The organism is Acidobacteriota bacterium (assembly GCA_040754075.1).
Lineage (GTDB): Bacteria > Acidobacteriota > Blastocatellia > UBA7656 > UBA7656 > JBFMDH01.
This window is the reverse complement of record JBFMDH010000047.1, coordinates 1-22016: the sequence shown is the minus strand read 5'-3', so window position 1 is coordinate 22016 and position 22016 is coordinate 1. Positions and strand designations below refer to the sequence as shown.

Sequence of the window (22016 nt, the reverse complement as noted above, 5' to 3'; positions counted from 1 at the left end):
TTAGACCCCTACGCTAAGGTATTCCCTTCAGCGTTATGCTTATTGAAAGTTCACCTTGCGGTTGTCATAAGAGCAATAGACGTGCCGCGTATAAAAACAGCAAATTTCGATTAAAATCGGGCTTTGCCACACGAGTTTGCGAGAAAACCCGCACGCCACTGCGGAAGATTTCCCTAAGGGCTGAGTGAATCTGCCCAATTTCAGAAAAAATAGTTTTACAAGAATCAGAAAAAGCCTTTAAGCAGTTGGCATGGCGGTTGCTCGATGGTCAAACAAGGTTTGGTTTATTTAACGACCGATTCTCGCAAAGGAGAGTGGACAGATGAAAGTGCTCGTTGCTATTGATGGGTCGCTCAATTCAACTGCTGTCATCAATGAAATCGTTGCGCGTGAGTGGTCGCCCGACACCGCCATGTGCGTGCTCTATGTGCGCGACCCGAAATCGCTCTCATCACATTTCGTTGATGTCGAAGCTTATGTCGAAGCCGAAAACACTTCGGCAAAATCTCTGGTCAAACATGCTGCCGAAAAATTGCGCGCCCGTGGCATTTCAACAACCGCCGCGATTATGAAAGGTCGTCCGGCAAAAAGCATCGTCAACTTTGCCAAAACCTGGGGCGCGGATTTTATTTTGCTCGGCTCGCACGAAACCACCCTCAGCCACCTGCTTTCCAAAAACACCGCAAAAGATGTTTTGCGCCATTCGCCTTGCTCGGTTGAAATCATCCGCGCGAAAAAACCCGATAAATCTCTTGCAAGCCAACTGCACGGGTGAAGTAAAACTTCGGGATGGCACCTTGATTCATTCGCGCCCGATTCACCCGGGCGATGAAAAAAAACTTTTAAGCTTTTTTTGTTCGCTTTCCACACCAGCACACCGCGCAGTGTGAAAATCCCGGTCGTTGTTCTAAACTCTAAATCCCCGCAGTCAGAATTTTTTAAAGCGAGAATAAGCATATGGCGACAAATATCGAAGGACTGCCTTCGGCAACCGCGAAAGTACCGGCAGAAAAAAGTCCCAAAGAACGTTATTTCCTCGAAGGCCCGCATTCCCGACAATCGGAACTGTGGATGCTCTTTCGCATCATGTGGGAATTTTTAAAAGGTTTTCGCACCCTGCATTTTGTCGGACCCTGTGTGACGGTTTTCGGCTCGGCGCGATTTACCGCAGACCACCCCTATTATGAAATGGCGCGCCAGGTCGGCGGCAAACTGGTCGATTTAGGCTTTACGGTGATGACCGGCGGCGGGCCAGGCATTATGGAAGCCGCCAATCGCGGCGCGAAAGAGGTCGGCGGGCGCTCGGTCGGGTGCAACATTCAATTGCCTTTTGAGCAAAAACCCAACCCCTATCTCGACCGCTGGGTGAGCATCAAATATTTCTTTGTGCGCAAAGTGATGCTGCTCAAATATTCTTACGCCTTCATCGTTTTGCCCGGCGGCATGGGAACGATGGATGAATTGTTTGAAGCCCTCACCTTGATTCAAACCAAAAAAGTTTTGAACTTTCCCGTGGTGTTAATGGGCACAGATTATTACGCGCCGATGATGGATTTTCTGCGCAAGATGGTTATCGCAAAAACCATTTCGCCCGAAGATTTGGATTTACTGTTAGTCACCGATTCGACGGATGAAGCTATGGCGCACATCCAAAAACATGCGGTTGAAAAATTCGGCTTGCAGCGAAAGAAAGTCATGAAGCGTCGGCGCTGGCTCGGCGAATGATGTGGGGATTACAACCATCAGGAAATGGTTATTAAAAGCAGACGCCCTTAAAAAAAAGAAAGTGTATCTTGGTGATTGGACAGATGAAACAGATAGCCTGCCTGAAAATCTGATCCGCCTTGTCCGCCGAATCCGAGGAACAATTTTCACCCTTCGTCTGGAGCCGATTAAATTTTTTGGTAAAACCTCCGGCATTCAACGACGGTTTAATTCGCCAGGCTGTTCGCCTCATTTTCAGCCAATCGCGCCAGCAACTCTGCTCGTGTAAAAAATTGTCCGTTCACCATGACCGCTGCGATTTTCCGAGTATTGCGAATATCATCAAGGGGATTCTCATCAAGCAACACGAGGTCGGCAATTTTGCCTTGTTCAATCGTTCCAAGCGAATCGCTCAAGCCGAGATAAATTGCCGGATTGCGCGTCGCGGTTTGCAAGGCTTCCATTGGCGTGAGTCCCAATTCGACGAATAATTCCAACTCCCGATGAAGGCTTGCGCCCGGCTGCGCCCAGAGGTTCGGCGCATCGGTTCCGGCTAAAAACCGGACGCCGGCTCTATGCATCGCCTGCATGATTTCGGGAACTTTATCATTGCCTGCAAAGCTGAAAATATTTTCCGCCGAAGCGTTCAGACAACAGCCATCCAACCACAGCGATTGCGCTTGCAATAACGATTGCCCTTGAAATAGCGGCTGGGTTTTAAACCATGCCGGGGTTTTGTTGAATTGCAGATCATCGGGTTGACGCGGTTTTTTTCGATTGGCAAGCTCAGGGTTCCAGAGTCCGACCAGAGTCGGGGTTTGCCAGGTTTGATTTTTCGCGAAATGGGCGAAGAGATTTTCGGCTTTCGCTTGACTGTAGGTTTGCGCGCCTCTCGTGAGAATCCGTTCAAGCGCATCGTGCAACAGCGCCGCATCGCCGGCGCGACGGGCTTCGAGCAAGCGGCGGCGCAAATCATCTTCATCTGTCGAACAGGCGAGCAACACGCCGCTCAGGTGTTCAATGCTTCGTTGCCCGGCGTCCGAGGCTTCAACGGCACTGACGCTATCGGGAACATGCCCGGCAAACGGCAGATTATTTTTTTGGGTTTCATCGGCAATCGCAAAATAGGCATCGCGGGAAAGCAAGGTATAGACTTTGATGAAGTCGATTTTGTAGTCGCGCAAATCAGCAATCGCCCGGCGAGCTTCGCTTGCATCTTTTACGCCGATGGACAGGTGCGGGAACATCGCCGGCGACCCGTCAAGTATCGCGCCTGCGGCAACAAAACGCGGCGCAAGCAGTGACCCGTCGCGGATTGCCTGACGCCACACGGGGATTTCTGCGAGTTCATCGGGCGGGCTTCCCATATCGCGAAAGCCGGTCACGCCGTTTGTCAGAAACCTGGCGGCGGTATGCGGCAATCGCCGTTTTTGCAAAACGTGGACGTGCATATCCCATAAGCCAGGGATCAGGAATTTACCTGTGCCATCAATGACCCTGGCGTTTTCGGAAAAGCGATTGTCGGGTGTCGGGAAAATTTCGTTGATGCGTCCGCCGCTCACAACCACCGTCATATCCTTTTGCGCGGGGCTTCCGGTTAAATCAATAACCGTAACGTGATTGATGACGAGCGAGCCGGATATGGCGAGTTCTTGAGATGGTCTGATGAGTGGAAATGCCAGTACAGCAAGCAACGCAAGCATCACCAGAAATTTTCTCATAGCAGCTCTTTTAACATGCCTATGGTCACGCGGTCTGGAAGCGAAGCGCGATGAAAACTGAGCAGCGTCGTCACCCCATCCTGCGATTCAATTTGAATGACTTCGCTTTGCCCTTCGCTCTCATATCGCACATGGGTCGGCGCAGTGATGGTGTGGGTCAGGTGATTTTTGGCGCTTTCTCCCATAATCAATTCCAGACTGCTGTGCCCATTCTGGCTGAGTTCGGCAATGATCCCCTCAAAGGGAATCTCGCGGGTTTCGTGTTGCGCGCCGAAATCTCTGCTGAAGATTTCGACAGTGAGAATCCACCCTCGATGAAAACGGCTGAAGTCATGAAAGAAATTTTTCCATTCGCTTTTCGGAATTTCATTCGTCGGCATAATCAAATCTCCTTGATGAAAACGGACTATGAATCTCTATGCCACCAGACACGCGCCAGTTTATTTTCATGTGAAAAATCATAGCGCACTTCACCGTCAAATGCCTTTTCAAGCGCGTGTCCGAGCCGTTGCGCCAGATGCTCGGTGGTTGTCGTTAAAGTGAGTTTGGTTTCGCCCTCGGCTTGCCAATTGATAATTTGCGCCAACGGGTTGGTTTCAGCGGCTCTCGCGGCTTCATTCTGCAAAAGCAGTTCGATCTCTTGCCGGTGGGCTTGCCAGAATGCGCCATCAACAAATAAAAACCCGCCGGGAACGCCGACATTTTTCTGCACACAAGCCGGGCAAACAGTGTATTGTGAAGGTTCCCATTTTTGCGCTTTACCTTTTTTGGCGGGCGCTTCTAAAGACCAACGGCGATTGGCGTAAATCGCGCCACAGCTTTTACAAATCGAAGGTTCTTTAGCCGGGCGTTGGTTTGACGCGGCAGTTGGATGGTCAACCCGTTTGGTGAAAGACGTATTGGTATATCGTTTTGTGGTACGCATAAACACCTCCTGTAGCAAAAATCTCTGCGGTTGATTAAAATGACAAAACTATAAACTCGGTGTCCGAATGTCAGCTTCGCTGCGGGTCTGACAATCCAGACATCTCGCGACCATAGGGTTTGTGAGTAACCGTCGGGTGGCGATTTTCCGACCGCAATCAACACAGATGCCGAATAAGTGCTGATGCAAACGCGCCAGCGCCTCATCGATGTCGCGCAATTCGGTTTGCAGATTGGCGCGGTGCATAAATTCAACTTCGCGCAACTCATCTTCAGCGGGCGAATCGCGCTCCTGCCAGTCACCCTGCATTTCATCCGCCGTTGCCGTAATATTTCTGGCAATCGCCTGTTCCAATTGACGCCGCTGTTTAAGCAGACGGGCTTCGAGTTGTGCGAAAACCTGGTCACGAGTCAAATCGGTTTTGATTGCTGTCCTTTTCATCATGTCACTCCTCTACAATTCAAGGATTCCGTTGAAAGAAAAATTCGCCTGAAGGTTTGGCTCAGGGTTTCAGCGCCAGCGGTTTTTCATCATGCACCACCACGATGGTGCCAACCGGGGTCAACCGACTGAATTCGACGGCGGCAAACATCGGAATGCGAATGCAACCGTGACTTGCCGGCGTAACCGGAACCGAAGGATTGCCGTGAATCGCAATGCCGCCGCAAATGTAGTTCGGATAGTAGAGCAGACCGAGCGGACTTTTTCTCCAGCCCTGGATTTTGCGACAGACAGTGAATTTTCCGGTTGGCGTCACCGCGCGGCGCGTCCACCCTTCGGAAGTAAACTCTTTGCCACTGCCGGATGAAATCGGCAGAATGCGCGAGACCGCGCCCTCAACGTCCACCATAAAAAGCACCTGTTTAAACAGGTCTACTTCAACATGCGCATAGCCGGGTTCACGCGGCAGAGGTTTTTCGGCAATCAATAAAGCGGCGTATTCGTCTCTGGTTAATTTGCCGGTTCGCTTGCGCCCGGTAATTTTTTGAAACGCAATCAACGCCTGCCTTGACCCTTCATCAAATACCCCGTCAATGGCACCTGTCCAATACCCCAACCCGGCAAGCAGGTTTTCCGCTTCCAGAATTTCAGCTTTTGATAAAGGCTCGGTAGCCTTTTTTTGCTGGGGTAAAGTTTCGTTCTGTCCGGCAGAAGAGATAAAGCCATCCTGAGCCGAGACACTTGCGCCGGTGAGTGTTAGGCAGAGCAGGAAACCCGTTACATATAAAAACCCTCTCGTGTCAAAAAACGGTCGCGGATTTTTGCTGTTGCCGTTCATGCATAGGTTGTTGTGTGCAAATTATGCGCCATTAAAATGGCTTTCGAGATGCGCCTGAGCGGGTGCATCAGCGGCTTTTTTGCGTGAAATTTCGCTTTAGTTAAACCCTTCGCAGGGGAATAAAGCGCAGTGAATCAGGATGATTGCGTTTTCATCGGGCATTGCCCGACAAGCGTTTCAACAGGATATGGATTGCGGCGCAAATTTAGCGCCGCCTGTGATTGATTTTACTCGGAACCGGTTGAGCCAGCCGCTCTAGCTTTTGAGAACCTCAGCAATGGTGGTCAGCAATTTTTCCGCAGAGTAAGGTTTCAACAGAAAAGTTCTGACGCTCAAACCGGCGGTTTCAAAATTTTTACCGTTATCGGTTAAACCGCTGCTGGCAATCACCCGGACATTCGGGTCAATCTTGCGCAAGGCGCGAATGGTCGCCGTGCCATCCATGTAGGGCATCATCATGTCGGTCAACACCACAGCGATTTTGTCCTTGTTTTGGGCAAACAATGCGACCCCTTCAGTGCCGTCATTGGCGGTCAAGACCGCATAACCGAAAGCTTGCAAAATGCCTTTGGTGACCTCGCGTATGGCTTCCTCATCATCGACCACGAGAATCAATTCGCCGTGCCCGCGCGGCAGTTCGGGAGTCACCTCTTTTTGTTCCGAAAGCATCCCGGTATCGATTGCCGGAAATGACAAACGGAATTTGGTGCCTTTGCCCGGTTCACTGTAAACATCAATAAAGCCGCCATGACTTTTCACAATCGCCATCACCGTCGACAGTCCAAGCCCCGTCCCCTTGCCCTGTTCTTTGGTGGTAAAAAACGGTTCAAAAATTTTATCAATGATGGACGGCTTAATCCCTTCGCCGGAATCTTCAACCGTGATGACGACATAGCGACCGGGTTTGGCTTCCAGATGCATGCGCGCATAGGCTTCATCAATGATGCGGTTTTCCAGAGTAATGGTGATTTTCCCGCCATCGGGCATGGCATCACGCGCATTCACACAAAGATTCATCAACACCTGATGCAGTTGGGTGGCGTCACCTTTGATATTCCATAACTCTTTGTTTTCCGGCAGCGTCATCACAATCTCTATGGATTTCGGCAGGGTATCTTTGAGAACTTTAACGATGTCGCGGACGATGTGTTTCGGTTGCAGGGCGATGCGTTCACCTTCGATGCCTCTGGCAAACGCCAGCACCTGTTTAATCAACTGCCCGCCACGTTCGGCATTGATGCGCAGGGTTTTCAAAAGGTTTTGCGTCTCTTCATCGTTATGTTTCAGTTGCAGCAGTTGAATCGACATCAAAATCGGTGCCAGCAAGTTGTTGAGGTCATGAGCAATGCCTCCGGCAAGTGTGCCAATGCCTTCCATGCGTTGGGCGCGCAAAAACTGCGCTTCTAACTTTTTCTTGTCAGTGATGTCGGTGTTGATTGCCATGATGGATTTCGGTTGTCCGCTTTCATCGCGCACCAGTGTCCAGTGTCCTTCGGTAATCAACTCTTTGTGATTGCGGTGGCGCTGGCGAATCTCGCCAACCCATTCGCCTTTTTCGAGAACCGTGCGTTTGGCTTCTTCAAATTGTGCGGTATTTTCGTCGTACAATAATTCTTGAACTTTTCTGCCAATCGCTTCCTGCGCAGTCCATCCATACAAACGGTCGGCGCTCTTATTCCAAAATAAAATCCGGTCATCGAGGTCGCGAACGACGATGGCATCGCGCGCGTGATTGAGCAGCGCCGCCTGCTCGAGCAAACGTTCTTCATCAAGTTTGCGTTGCGTCACATCGCGGATGATGACCGTAAAAAAGCGCTCCTCATTGGTGTGGGCATGCGAAATCGAAGCTTCAATGGGAAATTCCTCACCATTGGCGCGCAATCCGAAAACCGTGCCGAGCGACCCCATCGAACGTTTGGTGGCGTTGGTCTTTCCGAATTTCGGAATGTACTCTGCATGCGCAGCGCGAAAGCGTTCAGGAATGAATTTGTCGAGTGAATGGCCAATCGCTTCAGCCGCCGGACAGCCAAACATTTTCTCTGCTGAAGCATTGAATAAAACGATACGTTGCGATGAATCCACAGTAATAATCGCATCCATCGCGGAGTTGATGATTTCAGCAAGTTGCATAGGGTTTTCCAAAATGGTACGGCTGAGGATATTGCTGTAAGGCTCGAATGGGTCGGATTTTGCGCGTAAAGATGCGCCTTCATTCAAGTCTACTGCCTCATGGGTTGTTGATACCGTACGATCTTTCATACGTCTGCAATTAGTGAAATCTCAATGTCGTAAAGGGTCTTTTAGTGAATACATTGGAAGCTAACTTTCTTGAGGTTCAGAGTAACGCCCTCAGGTGTGGGAGAAGAGCGATTTACGCATCAATGCGTAACTCTGAACGTTAAAGGAATATCAACTAACTTAGTTTCCAATGTAGTGAATCTCTATTGGTTAAGAATTTTTATGTTTAGCAGCGAGATTCGTACTCTATCGTACAAGGTTGCGCTGCCTTGCACAAGCATCAAGCCCAAAGAATCGGTTAATTTTGCAGGGATTATCGTTCAAGGGATATAAACTGAAGAGGTTGATAAACCGGCATCAAATGCGGTTCAACTTTCACTGAGTCCCGTAACCTTGTCGATTCGCAGGCGAAAGATGACAATCTCTTTGCCTTTGCCAGTGGTCATGTCTTCAACCGGGGTCAGATAGGGAAAGCGCGTCAGGATTCTTCGCATAAACCATAATCGCTCATCCGGGTCGATGAGTTCTTCGTAACGCCCAAAAGCGATAGCGCTGCGCCAGGTATAGCCGTTTTGCAATTCCTGAACTTGCAGACAGACTTGCGGGTTCTGGCGCAACGCTTGAATTTTTTTACCCAGGGTTGAGTGAACATAAATATCGCCATCGTGATAGACATAACTCACCGGCACTACATAGGGCGCGTTTTCGCTCACACACCCCAGATGACCGAGATGTCCATGACTTAAAACTTCTCGCGTCTCTTCATCACTAAGGCGTCTTAACATACAACCCTTCGTTTAAGCGGCTACGGCTTCACCGGTGCGAACAATTTCAACAGAGCATTTCGCATGCGAAGCCACTGCCTGAGAAACCGAACCTAAGAACATGCGTTTGAGTCCGGTATAACCATGCGAGCCGAGAACAATCAAATCCGCACCCCATTTTTCCGCTTCATCCACAATCGCGCTCTTGGGATTGCCCTTGATAATTTCGGTGGTAATTGCCAAATTGCTTTCAGCTTTCTTAAAAGCCTGTGTCGCTTTATCAATCGCATCCGTCGCCTGTTGCCGCGCCGATTTATCCATCTCTTCCCAGAAATCTGCGGGCAATGACCAGACCTCTGTCATATAGGGTTGGAACGGTTCCATCACGGAAATGACTTTCACTTCGCTACCGGCAGCCCACGGACGTCTGGCGACAGACTCGACCGCCGCATCGCTAAAAGCGGAACCATCTACGGCTAATAGGATTTTCATATCGTTACCTCCTTCTTTAACCTCTACTTTTTTACACGCATAGATGCAAATTTTGCTCCAAAATTTACGGTTTCGCGGCTTGGATGTTGGGTCGCAAAGGTCGCGCAATCAACACCGGGCAGGGCGCTTGTCTCAGCACCCGATCAGCATTTGAGCCAAAAAGCGTACGCATTCCATATCCTGTACCGCTTGCGCCCATGCAAATCAAATCAATGCCCTCTTCTTCGGCATAATTGAGAATTTCGCGATAAGGTTGACCTTCGCGTATGGCTTGTTTCAAGTCACACCAGGCGAGGGCTTCCATCGGCACCATGCCATTCAAACGCGCTGCTGCCGCTTGAAAGGTCACATCCATCGTGAAAGGCAGACGCGAAAGTTCCGGCGTCTCTGAATTGCGCCGCTCCGGCAACACATGCAGCAGATGCAATTCCCCTTGATACTCTTCGGCAAGCGATAGCCCGTAAGCGAGCGCCAGTTCCGCATCGGTGGAAAAATCATAAGCCACCAGCACACGGTTGAGTTCACCCTTTGTCGTTTTGCCTACCCAGTCCTGTTCATTGGGATGTGAAACCATCACCGGACAGGGGGCAATGCGCGACACCGCTTCAGCCGTTGACCCCAGCAGCGCGGAAGCTTTGGGGCGGCGTTGTGAACGCATGACAATCAAATCGGCTGATAGTTCCGCGGCTCGCGAAACAATCGCTTCGACCGGCTCGCCTTCAACCAGCAGGATGCTGCAATCAAACTCTTCCGAGGATTCAAACTGCATATGTTTGCCGACACAGTTTTCCAAAACACTTTTAATTTGCGCCCGTTCCGATAAATCCACAATTTTGCGGTCATCGACGGCGTGCAGAATAAAGAGTTTTGCCGAATAGTCCCGCGCCAGCGCAATCGCATATCGCAGGGCTTCATCAGAATCCGGCGCCATATCCACCGGGCAAACGATGCGGCTAAAGCCTATGCGCTTATTCGGAATTTTTGATAGATGCATCATACCTTCTCACTCTCCCAAAATTTCTCCCAAGTTCTATGGACTCAAGCTAGTGCAATGACTGTGCCGCTTTAAAATTTGCAAATCTGAATTCAGTTTTGCGAAATTATGACCATTTGAGCGGGTAGATTTCCGCAGTTTGGGGAGTAGCCTCCGCCCATCACCTTGTGAAAAAACTCTCACTTTGCCCGGAACTGTCTGGTCGTAACTCGACGAGGGGAAATTTGAAAAGCTAAAAAATCATCAACCGACCGCTAGTTAAGTTAGGTTATCCGATTGCATAAGTTCAGATTGTGCAGGAGAGAGGGGAATAAATGGCTCGCGTAAGAAATGGCGCGAGCAACTGCCTTGAATCGCCAATCCACAGGTTAAGACTTCGGTTTACTTCAGTAAAGATTGGGCAAGCTGCTTGGCTGCCCTTCAGGAAATATTTTTTGTGCAGGAGTAAAGCGATTCAGACTACTTTTCGAGACCTGCCTCTTCGAGTTTTTTCAAACGATAGCGCAACTGGTCGCGGGAAATTCCCAGCAGTTCAGCGGCGCGGGTTTGATTGCCATTGCTGCGCTCGAGCGCCTGTTTAACCAGCGCCATTTCCAAATCTTCGAGAATGATGCCTTCGGTCGGTAAAGTCACACTGAAGGCGACGTTTGCAGTTTCGGCGTGGTCAACCGATTCGGGCGCTTTGCTGAGTTCGCTGAAAGCGGTTGCAGATGAAGGCTGAGTGCCGCCCGTCGAAACACTGGCGACTGCCGGTTCCATTGTCGTTGGCGCTTTGATTTCACGGCTCAAATCACGCGCCGCTAACGGTGCGCTCTCACCCCGGTCAAAGCCGCGCGGCAGGTATTTCGCCGTGATAATATCGTTGTCTTCCAGAATCATCACCCGCTCGATGACATTGCGTAACTCGCGCACATTGCCGGGCCAACTATACTGTAAAAACAGGTCAACCACTTCGTTGGATAAACCGCGAATGCGTTTGCCGAACTGTTTATTGAATTGTTCAATGTAGTGATTGGCTAAAATCAACACATCATCTTCGCGCTCTCTGAGCGGCGGAATTTCGATAAGAATGACGGAAAAGCGGTAGTATAAATCGAGGCGAAATTTTCCGGCTTCGCTTTCAGCTTTCAAATCGCGGTTGGTAGCGACAATGACTCGCACATCGAGCGGAATATCTTTCAATCCACCGACCCGACGAAACGCGCCTTCTTCGAGAACCCTTAACAATTTGGCTTGCAGGCTGAGTTCCATCTCGCCGATTTCATCAAGGAATAATGTACCGCCCTGCGCCTGTTCAAACATTCCCTCTTTGCGGGCTTTGGCATCGGTAAACGCGCCTTTTTCATAACCGAAGAGTTCCGATTCCATGAGGCTTGCGGGGATAGCTGCGCAGTTGATGGCAACAAACGGTTGATTGGCGCGGCGCGACGCATAATGAATGGCTTTCGCCACCAGGTCTTTTCCGGTTCCCGATTCGCCCTGTAAAAGCACCGATGAGACTTCGCTTTCGGCAACCTTTTTGCCGAGCATAATGACTTCGCGCAGCGCCGGAGACTCGCCGATGATTTGATCGAAGTTGAATTGGCGCGCGCGTTCGCGACGAATCGAGCGCACCTCTTTTCTGAGTAATTGCGCCTCTGTGCCGTTGCGAATAGTGACCTGCAATTCTTCGAGGCTTACGGGTTTGCTGATGAAATCGTAAGCCCCGCCGCGCAACGCCGCGATGGTGTTTTCAATGATGACTTCTGAGGTAATCATAATCACCACGGCATCCGGTTGCCGTCGTTTGATTTCCTGCAAAGCGTCAATGCCGGAACCATCCGGCAGATTGATGTCGAGCAGAATAATTGTCGGTTGCTCGGCGTCAAACTCTTTCAAGCCTTGCGCCACCGTTCCGGCTTCGATGGTTTCGTAACCCCAACTGCGCAACGCCTCTTTGAGCGTCCAGCGCACCATCTCTTCATCATCAACGATTAATACTTTCTCTTTGACCATTCTTCTATTCCAATCATCGATTATTCGCTTGTTTTTGTACTTAATAAAAGTATAACCGGTTTACGATTACCCGCTAGCAACTCGGTTTAGGGAATGCGAAGATAAAATTTAGAGGAAAAGCGACAGATAGACAACATTCGTTAGATTTTTCGCGGTGAAATTATCTGTGATAAGGCGGCGCGAGACTTTCTGCGAAGCGATTCTCTGAGTTCAAGCAAATTGGCATGGCGCTTGGCGATTTTTAATATTGAATCTCTGCATATACAACTTTGCCATGCTTCGCGCTTATCGTGAAGCCGTAAACAAAAGCGTTCCGCATCGACAAGAAATAAAAGCGAAGCCGCGTTTACCTTATGGCGCACTCAAGCGTTCACGCGGCATACAACATTACGGCAACGAAATGAATAGCCGAGCCTGCCAGGACAAACAGATGCCATACCAGATGGGCATAGCGCACTTTCTTGAGCGCGTAAAAGCCGACGCCCAGCGTATAGGTCACGCCGCCTATCACCAGTAAAATAATGCCGGGGGTCGCGACCCGCTCAATGATTGGGCGCATGGCGGGCAACGCCAACCAACCCATTATCAAATAAAGCGCCATCGAGACGATATGGCGGTAACGCCAACCTATCGCTTCAACAACGATGCCGACAACGGCAAGACTCCAAACCGCTGCGAGCACGCTCCATCCCCACGCCCCCCGCAACGCGCCCAACGCAAACGGCGTATAGGTTCCGGCAATCAACACAAAGATGGCGCTGTGGTCGAATATCTGAAACACCCGTTTGGCGCGTCCCTGTGGTAGCGCGTGATAAAGCGTCGACGAGAGATACAATAAGGCGAGACTGGTGCAGTAAATACTGGCGCTGGTGACCGCCAGCGCGCCGCCCCGCGCCGATGCCGCCACTAAAAGAAACGGACTTGCCGCTAATGCCGATACAGCACCAAAACCATGACTGATGGCGTTGGCAATCTCTTCGCCAAGCGTAGGCATTCGTTCAGTTTTTGCATTCATCGCTTTCCCGTCCTTTCGATCATATCACCAATGAAACCCTTAAAATTTATCCTGCAAAAGTTTTTCTGACAATCCGGGAAACGATTATTTAACTTTTGCCAGGATGCAATTAAAAGCGGGATTCAGAATTCGCGCTTTCCTTGACTCATTCTATAACCCAGTGGTTGCAACTGACGGCATCACGCTTTATTTGGAGTGCGGTGACTGGTCACCGCTTTTATTACGCGGCAAATTTACTGATTGCAGCGATGCCCCTATCGCTTTCCAGGTTACGCCAAAGCGGCAACTTGTTACCCCACTCCAAAGCAAGTCCCACTTTTAATCGCACCCGACCTTTACCAATGACAACGCCGAAGTTGCTTGAAGCTTGCGAGCATGGTATTGACTATAGGCATTTTTACAGGCGTCTAAAAATCAACGAAAGGATAGAATCATGAAACCAATTTCCAACCTCTTGCTGATTCGCAAACTGATGTTGGTGTTATCAATCGCCGCGATAGGGTTTTTGCCATCGCCGGCAGCCGCGCAATCGGTTGCGCCCGCCGAAGGCTATGCCGTAACCGTGGAGACCGGCGTGCGCGTGAAGATGCGCGATGGCATCAGATTGGTCGCGGATATTTATCGCCCGAAAGCGCCCGGCAAATTTCCTGTGCTACTGACGCGCACACCTTATAACCGGCGCGATGCTTACACCGGAACCTATCTGGCGTCGCGCGGTTATGTTGCGATTTTGCAGGACACCCGCGGGCGTTTCGATTCCGAAGGCGAATTCTATCCTTTCAAATATGAAAGCGCCGATGGTTATGACACTATCGAATGGGCAGCGGGTCTCGAATATGCAAACGGTTCGGTTGGCATGTTCGGCGGTTCATATGTCGGCGCGACGCAGATGCTTGCGGCAATCGCCAAACCGCCGCATTTGAAAGCGATTTTTCCCTACATCACAGCTTCGGAATATTACGATGGTTGGACCTATCAAAACGGCGCGCTCATGCAATGGTTCGTAAGTTCGTGGACGAGCGGACTTGCCGAAGACACCATGCGACGGAAAACCGCTGCGCAGAACCGCGCCAAAGAATGGGTCAGACAACTCCCGGTTGAAGATTATCGTTTGATTGCGCCGGCAACGCCTGCCGAAGTCGTACCCTATTTTCGCGACTGGGTCGAACACGAACGCGATGATGAATACTGGCGTCGCTGGAAAATTTCCGACCACTATCAGGAGATGGATATCAAAGCATTGCATTCAGGCGGCTGGCACGACATCTTTTTGAAAGGTTCGATTAAAAATTTTGTCGAGTTGCAAAAACGCGCAGCCACACCTGCGGCGCGCGATGGTCAACGCTTACTGATTGGTCCCTGGGCGCACGCCGCGACTTCGCCCGAAGGCAAAATCGGCGATGTGGTTTTCGGTAAAAACGCGGTGTTCGATTTCAATGGCACGATGGTCAAATGGTTCGATTATGCGCTCAAAGGTATTCACAATGAATTTGCCAGCGATGCGCCGGTTCGCCTGTTTGTAATGGGCGATAATGTCTGGCGCGATGAAAAAGAATTTCCCTTAGCGCGCACCGCTTACACCAAATATTTTCTGCATGCCACGAAAGGCGCGAATTCATCAAGCGGCGACGGCGAATTGAGCGTCAAAGCGCCGGGCAAAGAAAAGCCCGATACATTTGAATATGACCCGCAAAATCCCGTGTCGACGATTGGCGGCAGACTGTGTTGCGGCGCGGCGATTGCGCCGGGACCTTTCGACCAACGCCCTAATGAATCGCGTCAGGATGTGCTGGTCTTTTCAACGCCGCCGCTTGAACGCGACACCGAGGTGACGGGTTATATCACCGTAGAACTTTACGCCGCGAGTTCAGCGACCGATACGGATTTCACGGCGATGATTGTTGATGTTGACGCGAATGGTTATGCGCGATTTTTAACCGATGGCATCGCGCGCGCGCGCTATCGCAATTCCACAGAGCGCGCCGAAGCCATTGAGCCAGGCAAAATTTACAAATACACCATTGATTTGTGGGCGACCAGCAACGTCTTCAAAGCCGGGCATCGCATTCGCGTGTATATTTCAAGCAGCAATTTCCCGCGTTTCAATCGCAATTTAAATACCGGCGAAGCGACCATGCGAGGAACGCGAATGCTCACAGCGCAACAGACGATTTATCACGATGCCGAGCATCCGTCGGCAATCATTCTGCCAATTATTCCGAAACCGTAATTGGAATTTACACAGTTCATCAGTCAAACCGCTGGTCGTTGAAGGTCTGGACGAGAATCAAATGACAATATAAGACCGTCCGATCATCTGTTCTTTTGCACGTTCAACGGCATAATCAGCAAAGGAAGTTCCCAAGAAAAATCCTTATTGAGAGGCATCTTGAAAAAACAACGCAACACCAGTCAATCCATTGCTGTCGTGGATATATTTGCCGGACCCGGAGGCTTGAGCGAAGGTTTCAGCGCCTTTGAAACCGGAGATTCACAGCATCCATTCAAAGTCAGACTTTCAATAGAAAAGGATCCCATCGCCCATACAACGCTACTGCTTCGCGCTTTCTACAGACAGTTTTCAAAACATCAAGTTCCTGATGACTATTATGATTGTCTTCGCAATACCGGTGAACCGCTTGAAAAGCGGATGAAGACTTTATTTGATAAACACCCGATAGAAGCAACAAAGGCAGCAATTGAAGCGCGTCAGGCGACACTTGGCGAAGAAAAATGCGAAGTTGTTCAGCAGTGGATTGACAATGGCATCGCCAATGCGCAGCACTGGGTTTTAATCGGCGGGCCGCCATGCCAGGCGTACTCACTTGCAGGCAGATCAAGAAATAAAGGCATTGATGATTACGTTCCCGAAGATGACAAACGACAATATCTTTATGTGGAATATCTGCAAATCATTGCCGATCACCTGCCATCGGTCTTCGTAATGGAAAACGTCAAAGGCTTGCTGTCAGCGACTTTGAAAGACCAGCGGATATTTGAACGCATCTGTGAAGATTTGCAGGAGCCTGTGCGGGCTTTGCGACGTGAAGGACGACAAGTGCGCAGCATTCTGAAAATCAATCATACGCTCTCTTCGCGTTACAAACTTTTCGCTCTGGCGAATTATAACGGAAACACTCATGACTACTCTCTCTTCTCCACAACTGAGATAACGGAAAATCAAGACCTCAGCCAATTTGTCGTTCGCATGGAAAAACATGGCATTCCACAGGCTCGTCATCGCATCATCATTCTCGGTATTCGTGAAGACTTGTGCGGTGTGGAGCCTCGAACACTCCGGCAGAAACCAGCGGCGAAAACGAAAGCCGTACTGTCGGGTCTGCCGCGCCTGCGTAGCGGCTTGTCGCGTGAAGGCGACAGCAGCAGAGCTTGGGTGAATCAGTTGAAAGCCATGTCGAACAACTGTTTCTTTCAGGCTGCCGAATTAAAAGCGGGTATAGAGGTACGTCGGTTGATGACCGCCGCGCTTGCACAAATTGAGCGCGAGGAGTTGGGCAGAGGTGATGAATTCATTTTCTGTACGCCGACAATTGAGCATGAAAATAATTGGTTTATTGATGGGCGTATGGAAGGAGTGTGCAATCACAACACTCGCGGACATATCGTGAAAGACCTGTACCGATATTTTTATGCCGCCTGTTATGCACAGGCGTTTTCCCGTTCGCCGAATCTGAAACACTTTCCCGAAGTTTTGCTGCCCGAACACGCCAATGTCGAAGCCGCTTTGCAGGGAAACAATTTTTCGGATCGTTTCCGGGGACAACTTGCTGACCAGCCATCAACAACAATTACTTCGCATATTTCAAAAAACGGGCATTATTACATTCACTATGACCCGACACAGTGTCGAAGTTTCACAGTATGTGAGACTGCCTAATTTTTTTTGGAGGATAATCTTGAACCACGTTGTGTCAAACATTCCAGGTCAGACTCGGATGGTTGATGTTTTGCGTAGAGGATTCCGCACTTCTAATAATATAGCTATATCCGTATCATTTCTCAGGTACAGCGGCTTGGGACTTGTGCTTGATGATTTATTGGCATTTACAGCACGAGGTGGAAAGGCACGTATTCTAACCTCAACTTACTTAGGCATTACTCAGCCAGAAGCGTTGAACACATTACTGAATATTAAAGGGGTTGAATCTCGAATTCATATAGCGGGATACACAAATATAAATCTGGTAAACCAAAATACAGGCTTTCATACTAAATTTTACATTTTTCGCAATGGGGTAGCTGAATGTTGGGTAGGCTCATCCAACTTTACCAAAGGAGGACTCGCTTCAAATTTAGAAGCTAATTTATGTCATAGAGATATTGCAGCTATTCAATCCTTAGAAGAAGTGTTTGAAATACTTTGGAACAGTGAGGATGTAATCACGGTATGTCCGAAGTTCACGGAGGAATATGCTACAGCTCTACGCAGTAAAGCAATTCCGCCTAGGCAAACTACGTCTCCATTATTTGATTCAATACATATTGAGAACCATTCCATCATTCCGATAACTCAAGAAGAGAAACACATTGATTATCAGCACAAGGTTATCAAACCAAATGAGGCACAGTCCGAGGCTCTTGAAAGATTAGGCTTGCTGCGTCAATCTGGAGAAATTAAGGCGGCAGTAATTGCAGCGCCCGGTATTGGGAAAACATTTCTAGCTGCATTTGATGCTCAGGCTCTCAACGCGAAAAATATTTTGTATTTATCTCATCGCCTTGAGCATCTTTTACAAGCTCAACGAACATTTAAAAATGTATTCGGTAAAAATCGATCTTATGGGCAAATGTACGGAGGAATAAATGAGATCAATGCGGACTTTGTATTTGCTACTGTGCAATCCGCATCTCAAAACGATTCTCTGCTCAAGCGAAATTTTGATTATGTTGTTGTCGATGAGTTTCATCATGCAGAAGCACCATCATATCGACGAATATTGCAAGCACTTACATACGATTTTTTACTTGGACTTACTGCTACCCCTGAACGTCAGGATGGTCATGATGTGTTAAGACTATGTGATTACAATGTAGCGTATGAGGTTCGGCTAGTTGAAGCTATAAATCGCCGATGGTTACTGCCATTTCATTATTTTGGTATTAGTGATGTGACAGTCGATTATTCCCAAATCCCATGGCGCTCAAATCGATTTGATGTCAATGAGTTGGAAAATGCGTTAATGCTTGAGCGACGTGTGGACGAAATCCTGAGACACGCATTGAACAGAGGTTACGATGGAAAAAAACGAGCTACAGTCGGCTTTTGTGCAGGAGTTAGACACGCAAAATTTATGGCAGACGCTTTTCAACGACGTGGATACTGCGCTGTTGCTATTACAGGCGAAGACGCCGTTGAATATCGTGAGTGTGTTTACAAGCAGTTTGAAGATCCCAATGATTCTCTTGAATGGCTTTTTGTGTCTGATGTACTCAATGAAGGTGTAGATATCCCTTGCATTAACTCAATTCTTTTTCTTCGGCCGACTGAATCCTCTACGATTTTTATTCAGCAACTTGGTCGTGGATTGCGATTATCGGGAGATTCTGACGTTCTTACCGTTCTCGATTTTGTTGGACATCATCGGTCAGCCTGGCTTGCTATTGACGCACTACAAGATCGTGATGCAGGGGAAACATCAGCTTCCATACCCGAACTTAATTTTACCCCGCCAAGCAATTGTGAAGTAATTCTCGATACTCAGACACTTGCTATACTTGAAAAATTACAGCAACAAGCCCAAACAAAAAAACAAAACTGTCTGGATGCTTACCTAAAATTACGAGCAGATTTACCACGCCCCTACCCGCTCGACTTGTGGGGGCGTAATGATTGTCCAGAATTTTCAGTATTTCGATCAGCATTTGGTTCTTGGATACGAGTTCGACAAGCAGCTAATGACTCTGAAAAATGGGAAGACGAATTAAGAGAGGATGATTTCGCGTATCAGTTTTTGCTTGCAATCGAACGTGATTGGCAACAGCAGCGAGTTTATTCATACGCGCTTCTTTGGGGATTGTGTGTAGATGAGAATATTCCTGCTGAACAAGTATATTCGCAATTTTTTGAGCGTTTCCCACGTTGGAAAGTAGAATTTAAACCATTACCTGAAACTAAAGCTTGGCAAACACTCAGAAAGAAAATAGGGCATCTTCTTAATGATGACCGGCTGCATCCTGATATTTGGAGTCATATACCAAAAGAGCAGTTTTTAATAGAAGTTGAGGGAAGAATACGTCTAACACTTGAAAGGGATTATAAGCTTCGACATGGTGGTATCATCCGGCGGCCAGATGATCTTGTTTTGCATCGTCGTTATGATAGACCAGAAATCATCAATCATTTTGGTGTTCAATATGACCCAGCTCGCCATAACGTTGGAATCATGGTTTTCGACTATAATATAGTCTTAATCATCAAATTAGATACAAGCAGTGCAATGCAAGCCCATCAATACATAAATCGTTTTATCGACTCAAGAACTTTTGCCTGGCAAAGTCAGAACCAACAACGACAGGATAATGACGCTGGCCGACTTGTCTTAAACCATCAACAGACAGGACACTCAATTCACCTTTTTGTTCAATCTCGATCTCACGAAAAAGCCTACTATTGTGGTACGGTGACAGTTCAATCTGTTGAAGGAAATGCTCCAATGAATGTTCAATTCAAACTCGGACATGAATTGTCACCAAGTATCTGTTCTGAATTGCTTCAATAATTTGAAGAGGTTAGCTCTCTCAGTAAGCCGCGTAACCCTAATCCTAACAATTCTCCCTTATTCTTTTGCTGACCATGAATATGAAATTAAAACTATTCGCACAGGCGCAAATCGTGTGTTGATTTCATCTGCTGAACAGTTGGATTTACAGATAAATCTCCTGGACATGGTTATCGTCCTGTTAGATGATGCCAACCCCGGGAGTCATCCTGATGTGTTTACTCCTCTCGACCTCGTTGAAAGGCTCAGGGCATCCATGCAATCTGCTCCTGCGGCGCTGGAAATTTTTGAAGCCAGACTCATAGAGGTTGGTTTTATAACCCGCGAAGAATACGGCGAACGCGGATATATATTTCGACAGTTCAGGACATTTCGTGTCGAAGAAGGATTTCCTGCCATCCGTCGTTCTCAGCTTCCTGTGGGCATTGGGAAAGTTTCTTATGAGTTGGAAGTTCCGGCGATTCTGCCGTTTGAACGAACACCCGCAATCACCTGAGGGAGAATATGGAACTACAGGATTTTAGAAAAGATTTTCTTGAAACGGCGCGCGCCCTTGCTGCCACGGAAGGCGATTTTGAGGAGGCGGCATTTGTAGCCGAAGCTGCCAGAAGACTGGTGGAAACGGAGGAGTTGGATAACTTTGAACCCTGTCATTTTGAAGGGACGGGCAGCAGGCAACGGAAGTTGCGTGTCGATGGCTATTGTTTTGATGAAGTGGATGGATCTTTTTCCCTGCTTATTGCCAAATATGAAGGCGATGAAACTGCCGCAACGCTTACCCAGACTGACGCCACCAAATATTTTAATATGCTTAAAGCATTCATCGAGGAAGCCATATCGGGCAGATTACAACAGACAATTGAAGAGAGTTCCCCCGGCTACAGTCTTGCAAGTGAACTCTATCTACAGCGTGACGCCATCTTGCGCTTTCGCACCCTTCTGTTGACAGATTCTGCGCTCAGCGCGCGCGTTAAGGAGTGGCCGGAAGATCAGGTTGCGGAACGACCTTTAGAATTTCATATATGGGACATGACACGGTTTCATCGGGTCTTTGAATCGGCAATGGGGCGCGACGAACTGGAAGTAGACTTGACCGAGTTTTCAGCTACCGGAATACCCTGTCTGGAAGCCGGTCAGGTCGAAGGCGAATATAAAGCTTATCTCTGCATCATTCCAGCAAGTCTCCTTGTTGATATCTATGAACGTTTCGGAAGCCGGCTCCTTGAAGGGAATGTACGGTCATTCCTCAGCACCAGACCCAAAGTCAACAAAAATATTCGCTTGAGCATATTGAACGAACCTGAAATGTTTTTTGCCTACAACAATGGCATTGCCGCAACAGCAACTGATGTACAGGTAGAGCGCGGGCGTCAAGGCTGGCGGCTGCTTCGAGCCAACTACCTCCAAATTGTTAATGGAGGACAGACAACTGCATCGCTCGCGCTGGCTCGTCGCAAAGACAAAGCTGAACTGGGTAATATTTTTGTACAGATGAAACTTTCGGTGGTAACGCCAGCCAGAGCAGAATCGGTGATCCCCCGCATCTCTCAGTTCGCGAATAGCCAGAACAAAGTCAGCGATGCAGATTTTTTTTCCAACCATCCTTTCCATATTCGGATGGAGGATATATCAAGAAGATTGTGGGCTCCGGCAACGGGTGGCGCACAATACGAAACGCACTGGTTCTATGAACGTGCCCGCGGACAATATCTGAACGAGCAGGTTAAGCTGAATGCAACGGAAAAAAAGAAGTTTCTGTTTCAGAATCCCCGTCATCAGGTGATTAACAAAACCGACTTGGCTAAATTTGAGAATGCCTGGCGCGGATTACCTCATCTTGTCAGCCTGGGAGCGCAAAAGAACTTCACGGCATTTGCTCAATGGGTTGGTGAACACTGGAAGCAGTCCGAAGCAGACTTTAATGAAGAGTTCTTTCGCAATGTGATTGCTAAAGCAATTTTATTTCATCACACAGAGCGTTTGGTCACGCGCCAACCTTGGTATCAAAATAGCTACCGGGCGAATATATAGCTTTCAAGAAAATGATATTTCAAAAACACGCGCTCAGGCAGCCCAAGCCAGTTCCTCTGGTAGGCTGCACAACGACAAAATCGCTTGTGGCGCTTGCGCGAATTTGCTCAGTGCCTGC

The 22016-nt window shown here is 48.7% G+C and carries 18 protein-coding genes; 7 read left to right on the top strand and 11 right to left on the bottom strand.

The window, feature by feature from the left end:
* Positions 1 to 322: 322 nt before the first annotated feature.
* Together AB1757_29585 and AB1757_29580 are read left to right on the top strand one after the other, a co-directional pair.
* Positions 323 to 775, top strand: a complete 453-nt coding sequence (locus tag AB1757_29585) for a universal stress protein (GenBank protein MEW6131218.1) — start codon at positions 323 to 325, stop codon at positions 773 to 775.
* A 182-nt stretch (positions 776 to 957) separates the two neighbouring features.
* Positions 958 to 1725, top strand: a complete 768-nt coding sequence (locus tag AB1757_29580) for a TIGR00730 family Rossman fold protein (GenBank protein MEW6131217.1) — start codon at positions 958 to 960, stop codon at positions 1723 to 1725.
* A 206-nt stretch (positions 1726 to 1931) separates the two neighbouring features.
* Here AB1757_29580 and AB1757_29575 read toward each other — a convergent pair whose 3' ends face one another.
* From AB1757_29575 to AB1757_29525, 11 genes are all read right to left on the bottom strand, one after another.
* A complete protein-coding gene (locus tag AB1757_29575) occupies positions 1932 to 3425 on the bottom strand; it encodes an amidohydrolase family protein (protein ID MEW6131216.1) in 1494 nt (497 codons plus the stop codon).
* Positions 3422 to 3805, bottom strand: a complete 384-nt coding sequence (locus AB1757_29570; protein ID MEW6131215.1) for a DUF5335 family protein — start codon at positions 3803 to 3805, stop codon at positions 3422 to 3424. Before AB1757_29570 ends, AB1757_29575 begins: the two co-directional genes overlap by 4 nt.
* A gap of 26 nt (positions 3806 to 3831) precedes the next feature.
* On the bottom strand, positions 3832 to 4350 hold the full coding sequence (locus AB1757_29565; GenBank protein MEW6131214.1) for a BCAM0308 family protein: 519 nt from the start codon (positions 4348 to 4350) through the stop codon (positions 3832 to 3834).
* Between the two features lie 48 nt (positions 4351 to 4398).
* Positions 4399 to 4794 (bottom strand): TraR/DksA C4-type zinc finger protein, encoded by a 396-nt coding sequence (locus AB1757_29560; GenBank protein MEW6131213.1) that lies wholly within the window; start codon positions 4792 to 4794, stop codon positions 4399 to 4401.
* 58 nt (positions 4795 to 4852) lie between these two features.
* The gene (locus tag AB1757_29555) at positions 4853 to 5629 is read right to left on the bottom strand and encodes a L,D-transpeptidase family protein (GenBank protein MEW6131212.1); all 777 of its coding nucleotides are present in this window, start codon (positions 5627 to 5629) and stop codon (positions 4853 to 4855) included.
* Between the two features lie 255 nt (positions 5630 to 5884).
* Positions 5885 to 7888 (bottom strand): PAS domain S-box protein, encoded by a 2004-nt coding sequence (locus AB1757_29550; GenBank protein ID MEW6131211.1) that lies wholly within the window; start codon positions 7886 to 7888, stop codon positions 5885 to 5887.
* Between the two features lie 347 nt (positions 7889 to 8235).
* Positions 8236 to 8652, bottom strand: a complete 417-nt coding sequence (locus AB1757_29545; protein MEW6131210.1) for a pyridoxamine 5'-phosphate oxidase family protein — start codon at positions 8650 to 8652, stop codon at positions 8236 to 8238.
* 12 nt (positions 8653 to 8664) lie between these two features.
* Complete coding sequence (locus tag AB1757_29540; GenBank protein MEW6131209.1) at positions 8665 to 9123, bottom strand: universal stress protein; 459 nt, start codon at positions 9121 to 9123, stop codon at positions 8665 to 8667.
* 64 nt (positions 9124 to 9187) lie between these two features.
* Complete coding sequence (locus AB1757_29535; GenBank protein ID MEW6131208.1) at positions 9188 to 10120, bottom strand: universal stress protein; 933 nt, start codon at positions 10118 to 10120, stop codon at positions 9188 to 9190.
* Positions 10121 to 10576: 456 nt separating this feature from the next.
* Positions 10577 to 12112, bottom strand: a complete 1536-nt coding sequence (locus AB1757_29530; protein MEW6131207.1) for a sigma-54 dependent transcriptional regulator — start codon at positions 12110 to 12112, stop codon at positions 10577 to 10579.
* Between the two features lie 370 nt (positions 12113 to 12482).
* A complete protein-coding gene (locus AB1757_29525; protein MEW6131206.1) occupies positions 12483 to 13127 on the bottom strand; it encodes a hemolysin III family protein in 645 nt (214 codons plus the stop codon).
* A 433-nt stretch (positions 13128 to 13560) separates the two neighbouring features.
* Here AB1757_29525 and AB1757_29520 point away from each other — a divergent pair, with 433 nt between their 5' ends.
* The 5 genes from AB1757_29520 to AB1757_29500 all read left to right on the top strand — a co-directional run bounded on the left by AB1757_29520 (position 13561) and on the right by AB1757_29500 (position 21898).
* Positions 13561 to 15357: a CocE/NonD family hydrolase gene (locus AB1757_29520; GenBank protein MEW6131205.1), complete on the top strand. Its 1797-nt coding sequence runs from the start codon at positions 13561 to 13563 to the stop codon at positions 15355 to 15357.
* Between the two features lie 159 nt (positions 15358 to 15516).
* Positions 15517 to 17025: a DNA cytosine methyltransferase gene (locus AB1757_29515; protein ID MEW6131204.1), complete on the top strand. Its 1509-nt coding sequence runs from the start codon at positions 15517 to 15519 to the stop codon at positions 17023 to 17025.
* A gap of 19 nt (positions 17026 to 17044) precedes the next feature.
* The gene (locus AB1757_29510) at positions 17045 to 19867 is read left to right on the top strand and encodes a DUF3427 domain-containing protein (protein MEW6131203.1); all 2823 of its coding nucleotides are present in this window, start codon (positions 17045 to 17047) and stop codon (positions 19865 to 19867) included.
* A complete protein-coding gene (locus AB1757_29505) occupies positions 19806 to 20363 on the top strand; it encodes a PD-(D/E)XK motif protein (GenBank protein ID MEW6131202.1) in 558 nt (185 codons plus the stop codon). The genes AB1757_29510 and AB1757_29505 overlap by 62 nt, the downstream gene beginning before the upstream one ends.
* Before the next feature lie 8 nt (positions 20364 to 20371).
* The gene (locus tag AB1757_29500; GenBank protein MEW6131201.1) at positions 20372 to 21898 is read left to right on the top strand and encodes an AIPR family protein; all 1527 of its coding nucleotides are present in this window, start codon (positions 20372 to 20374) and stop codon (positions 21896 to 21898) included.
* Positions 21899 to 22016: the final 118 nt, after the last annotated feature.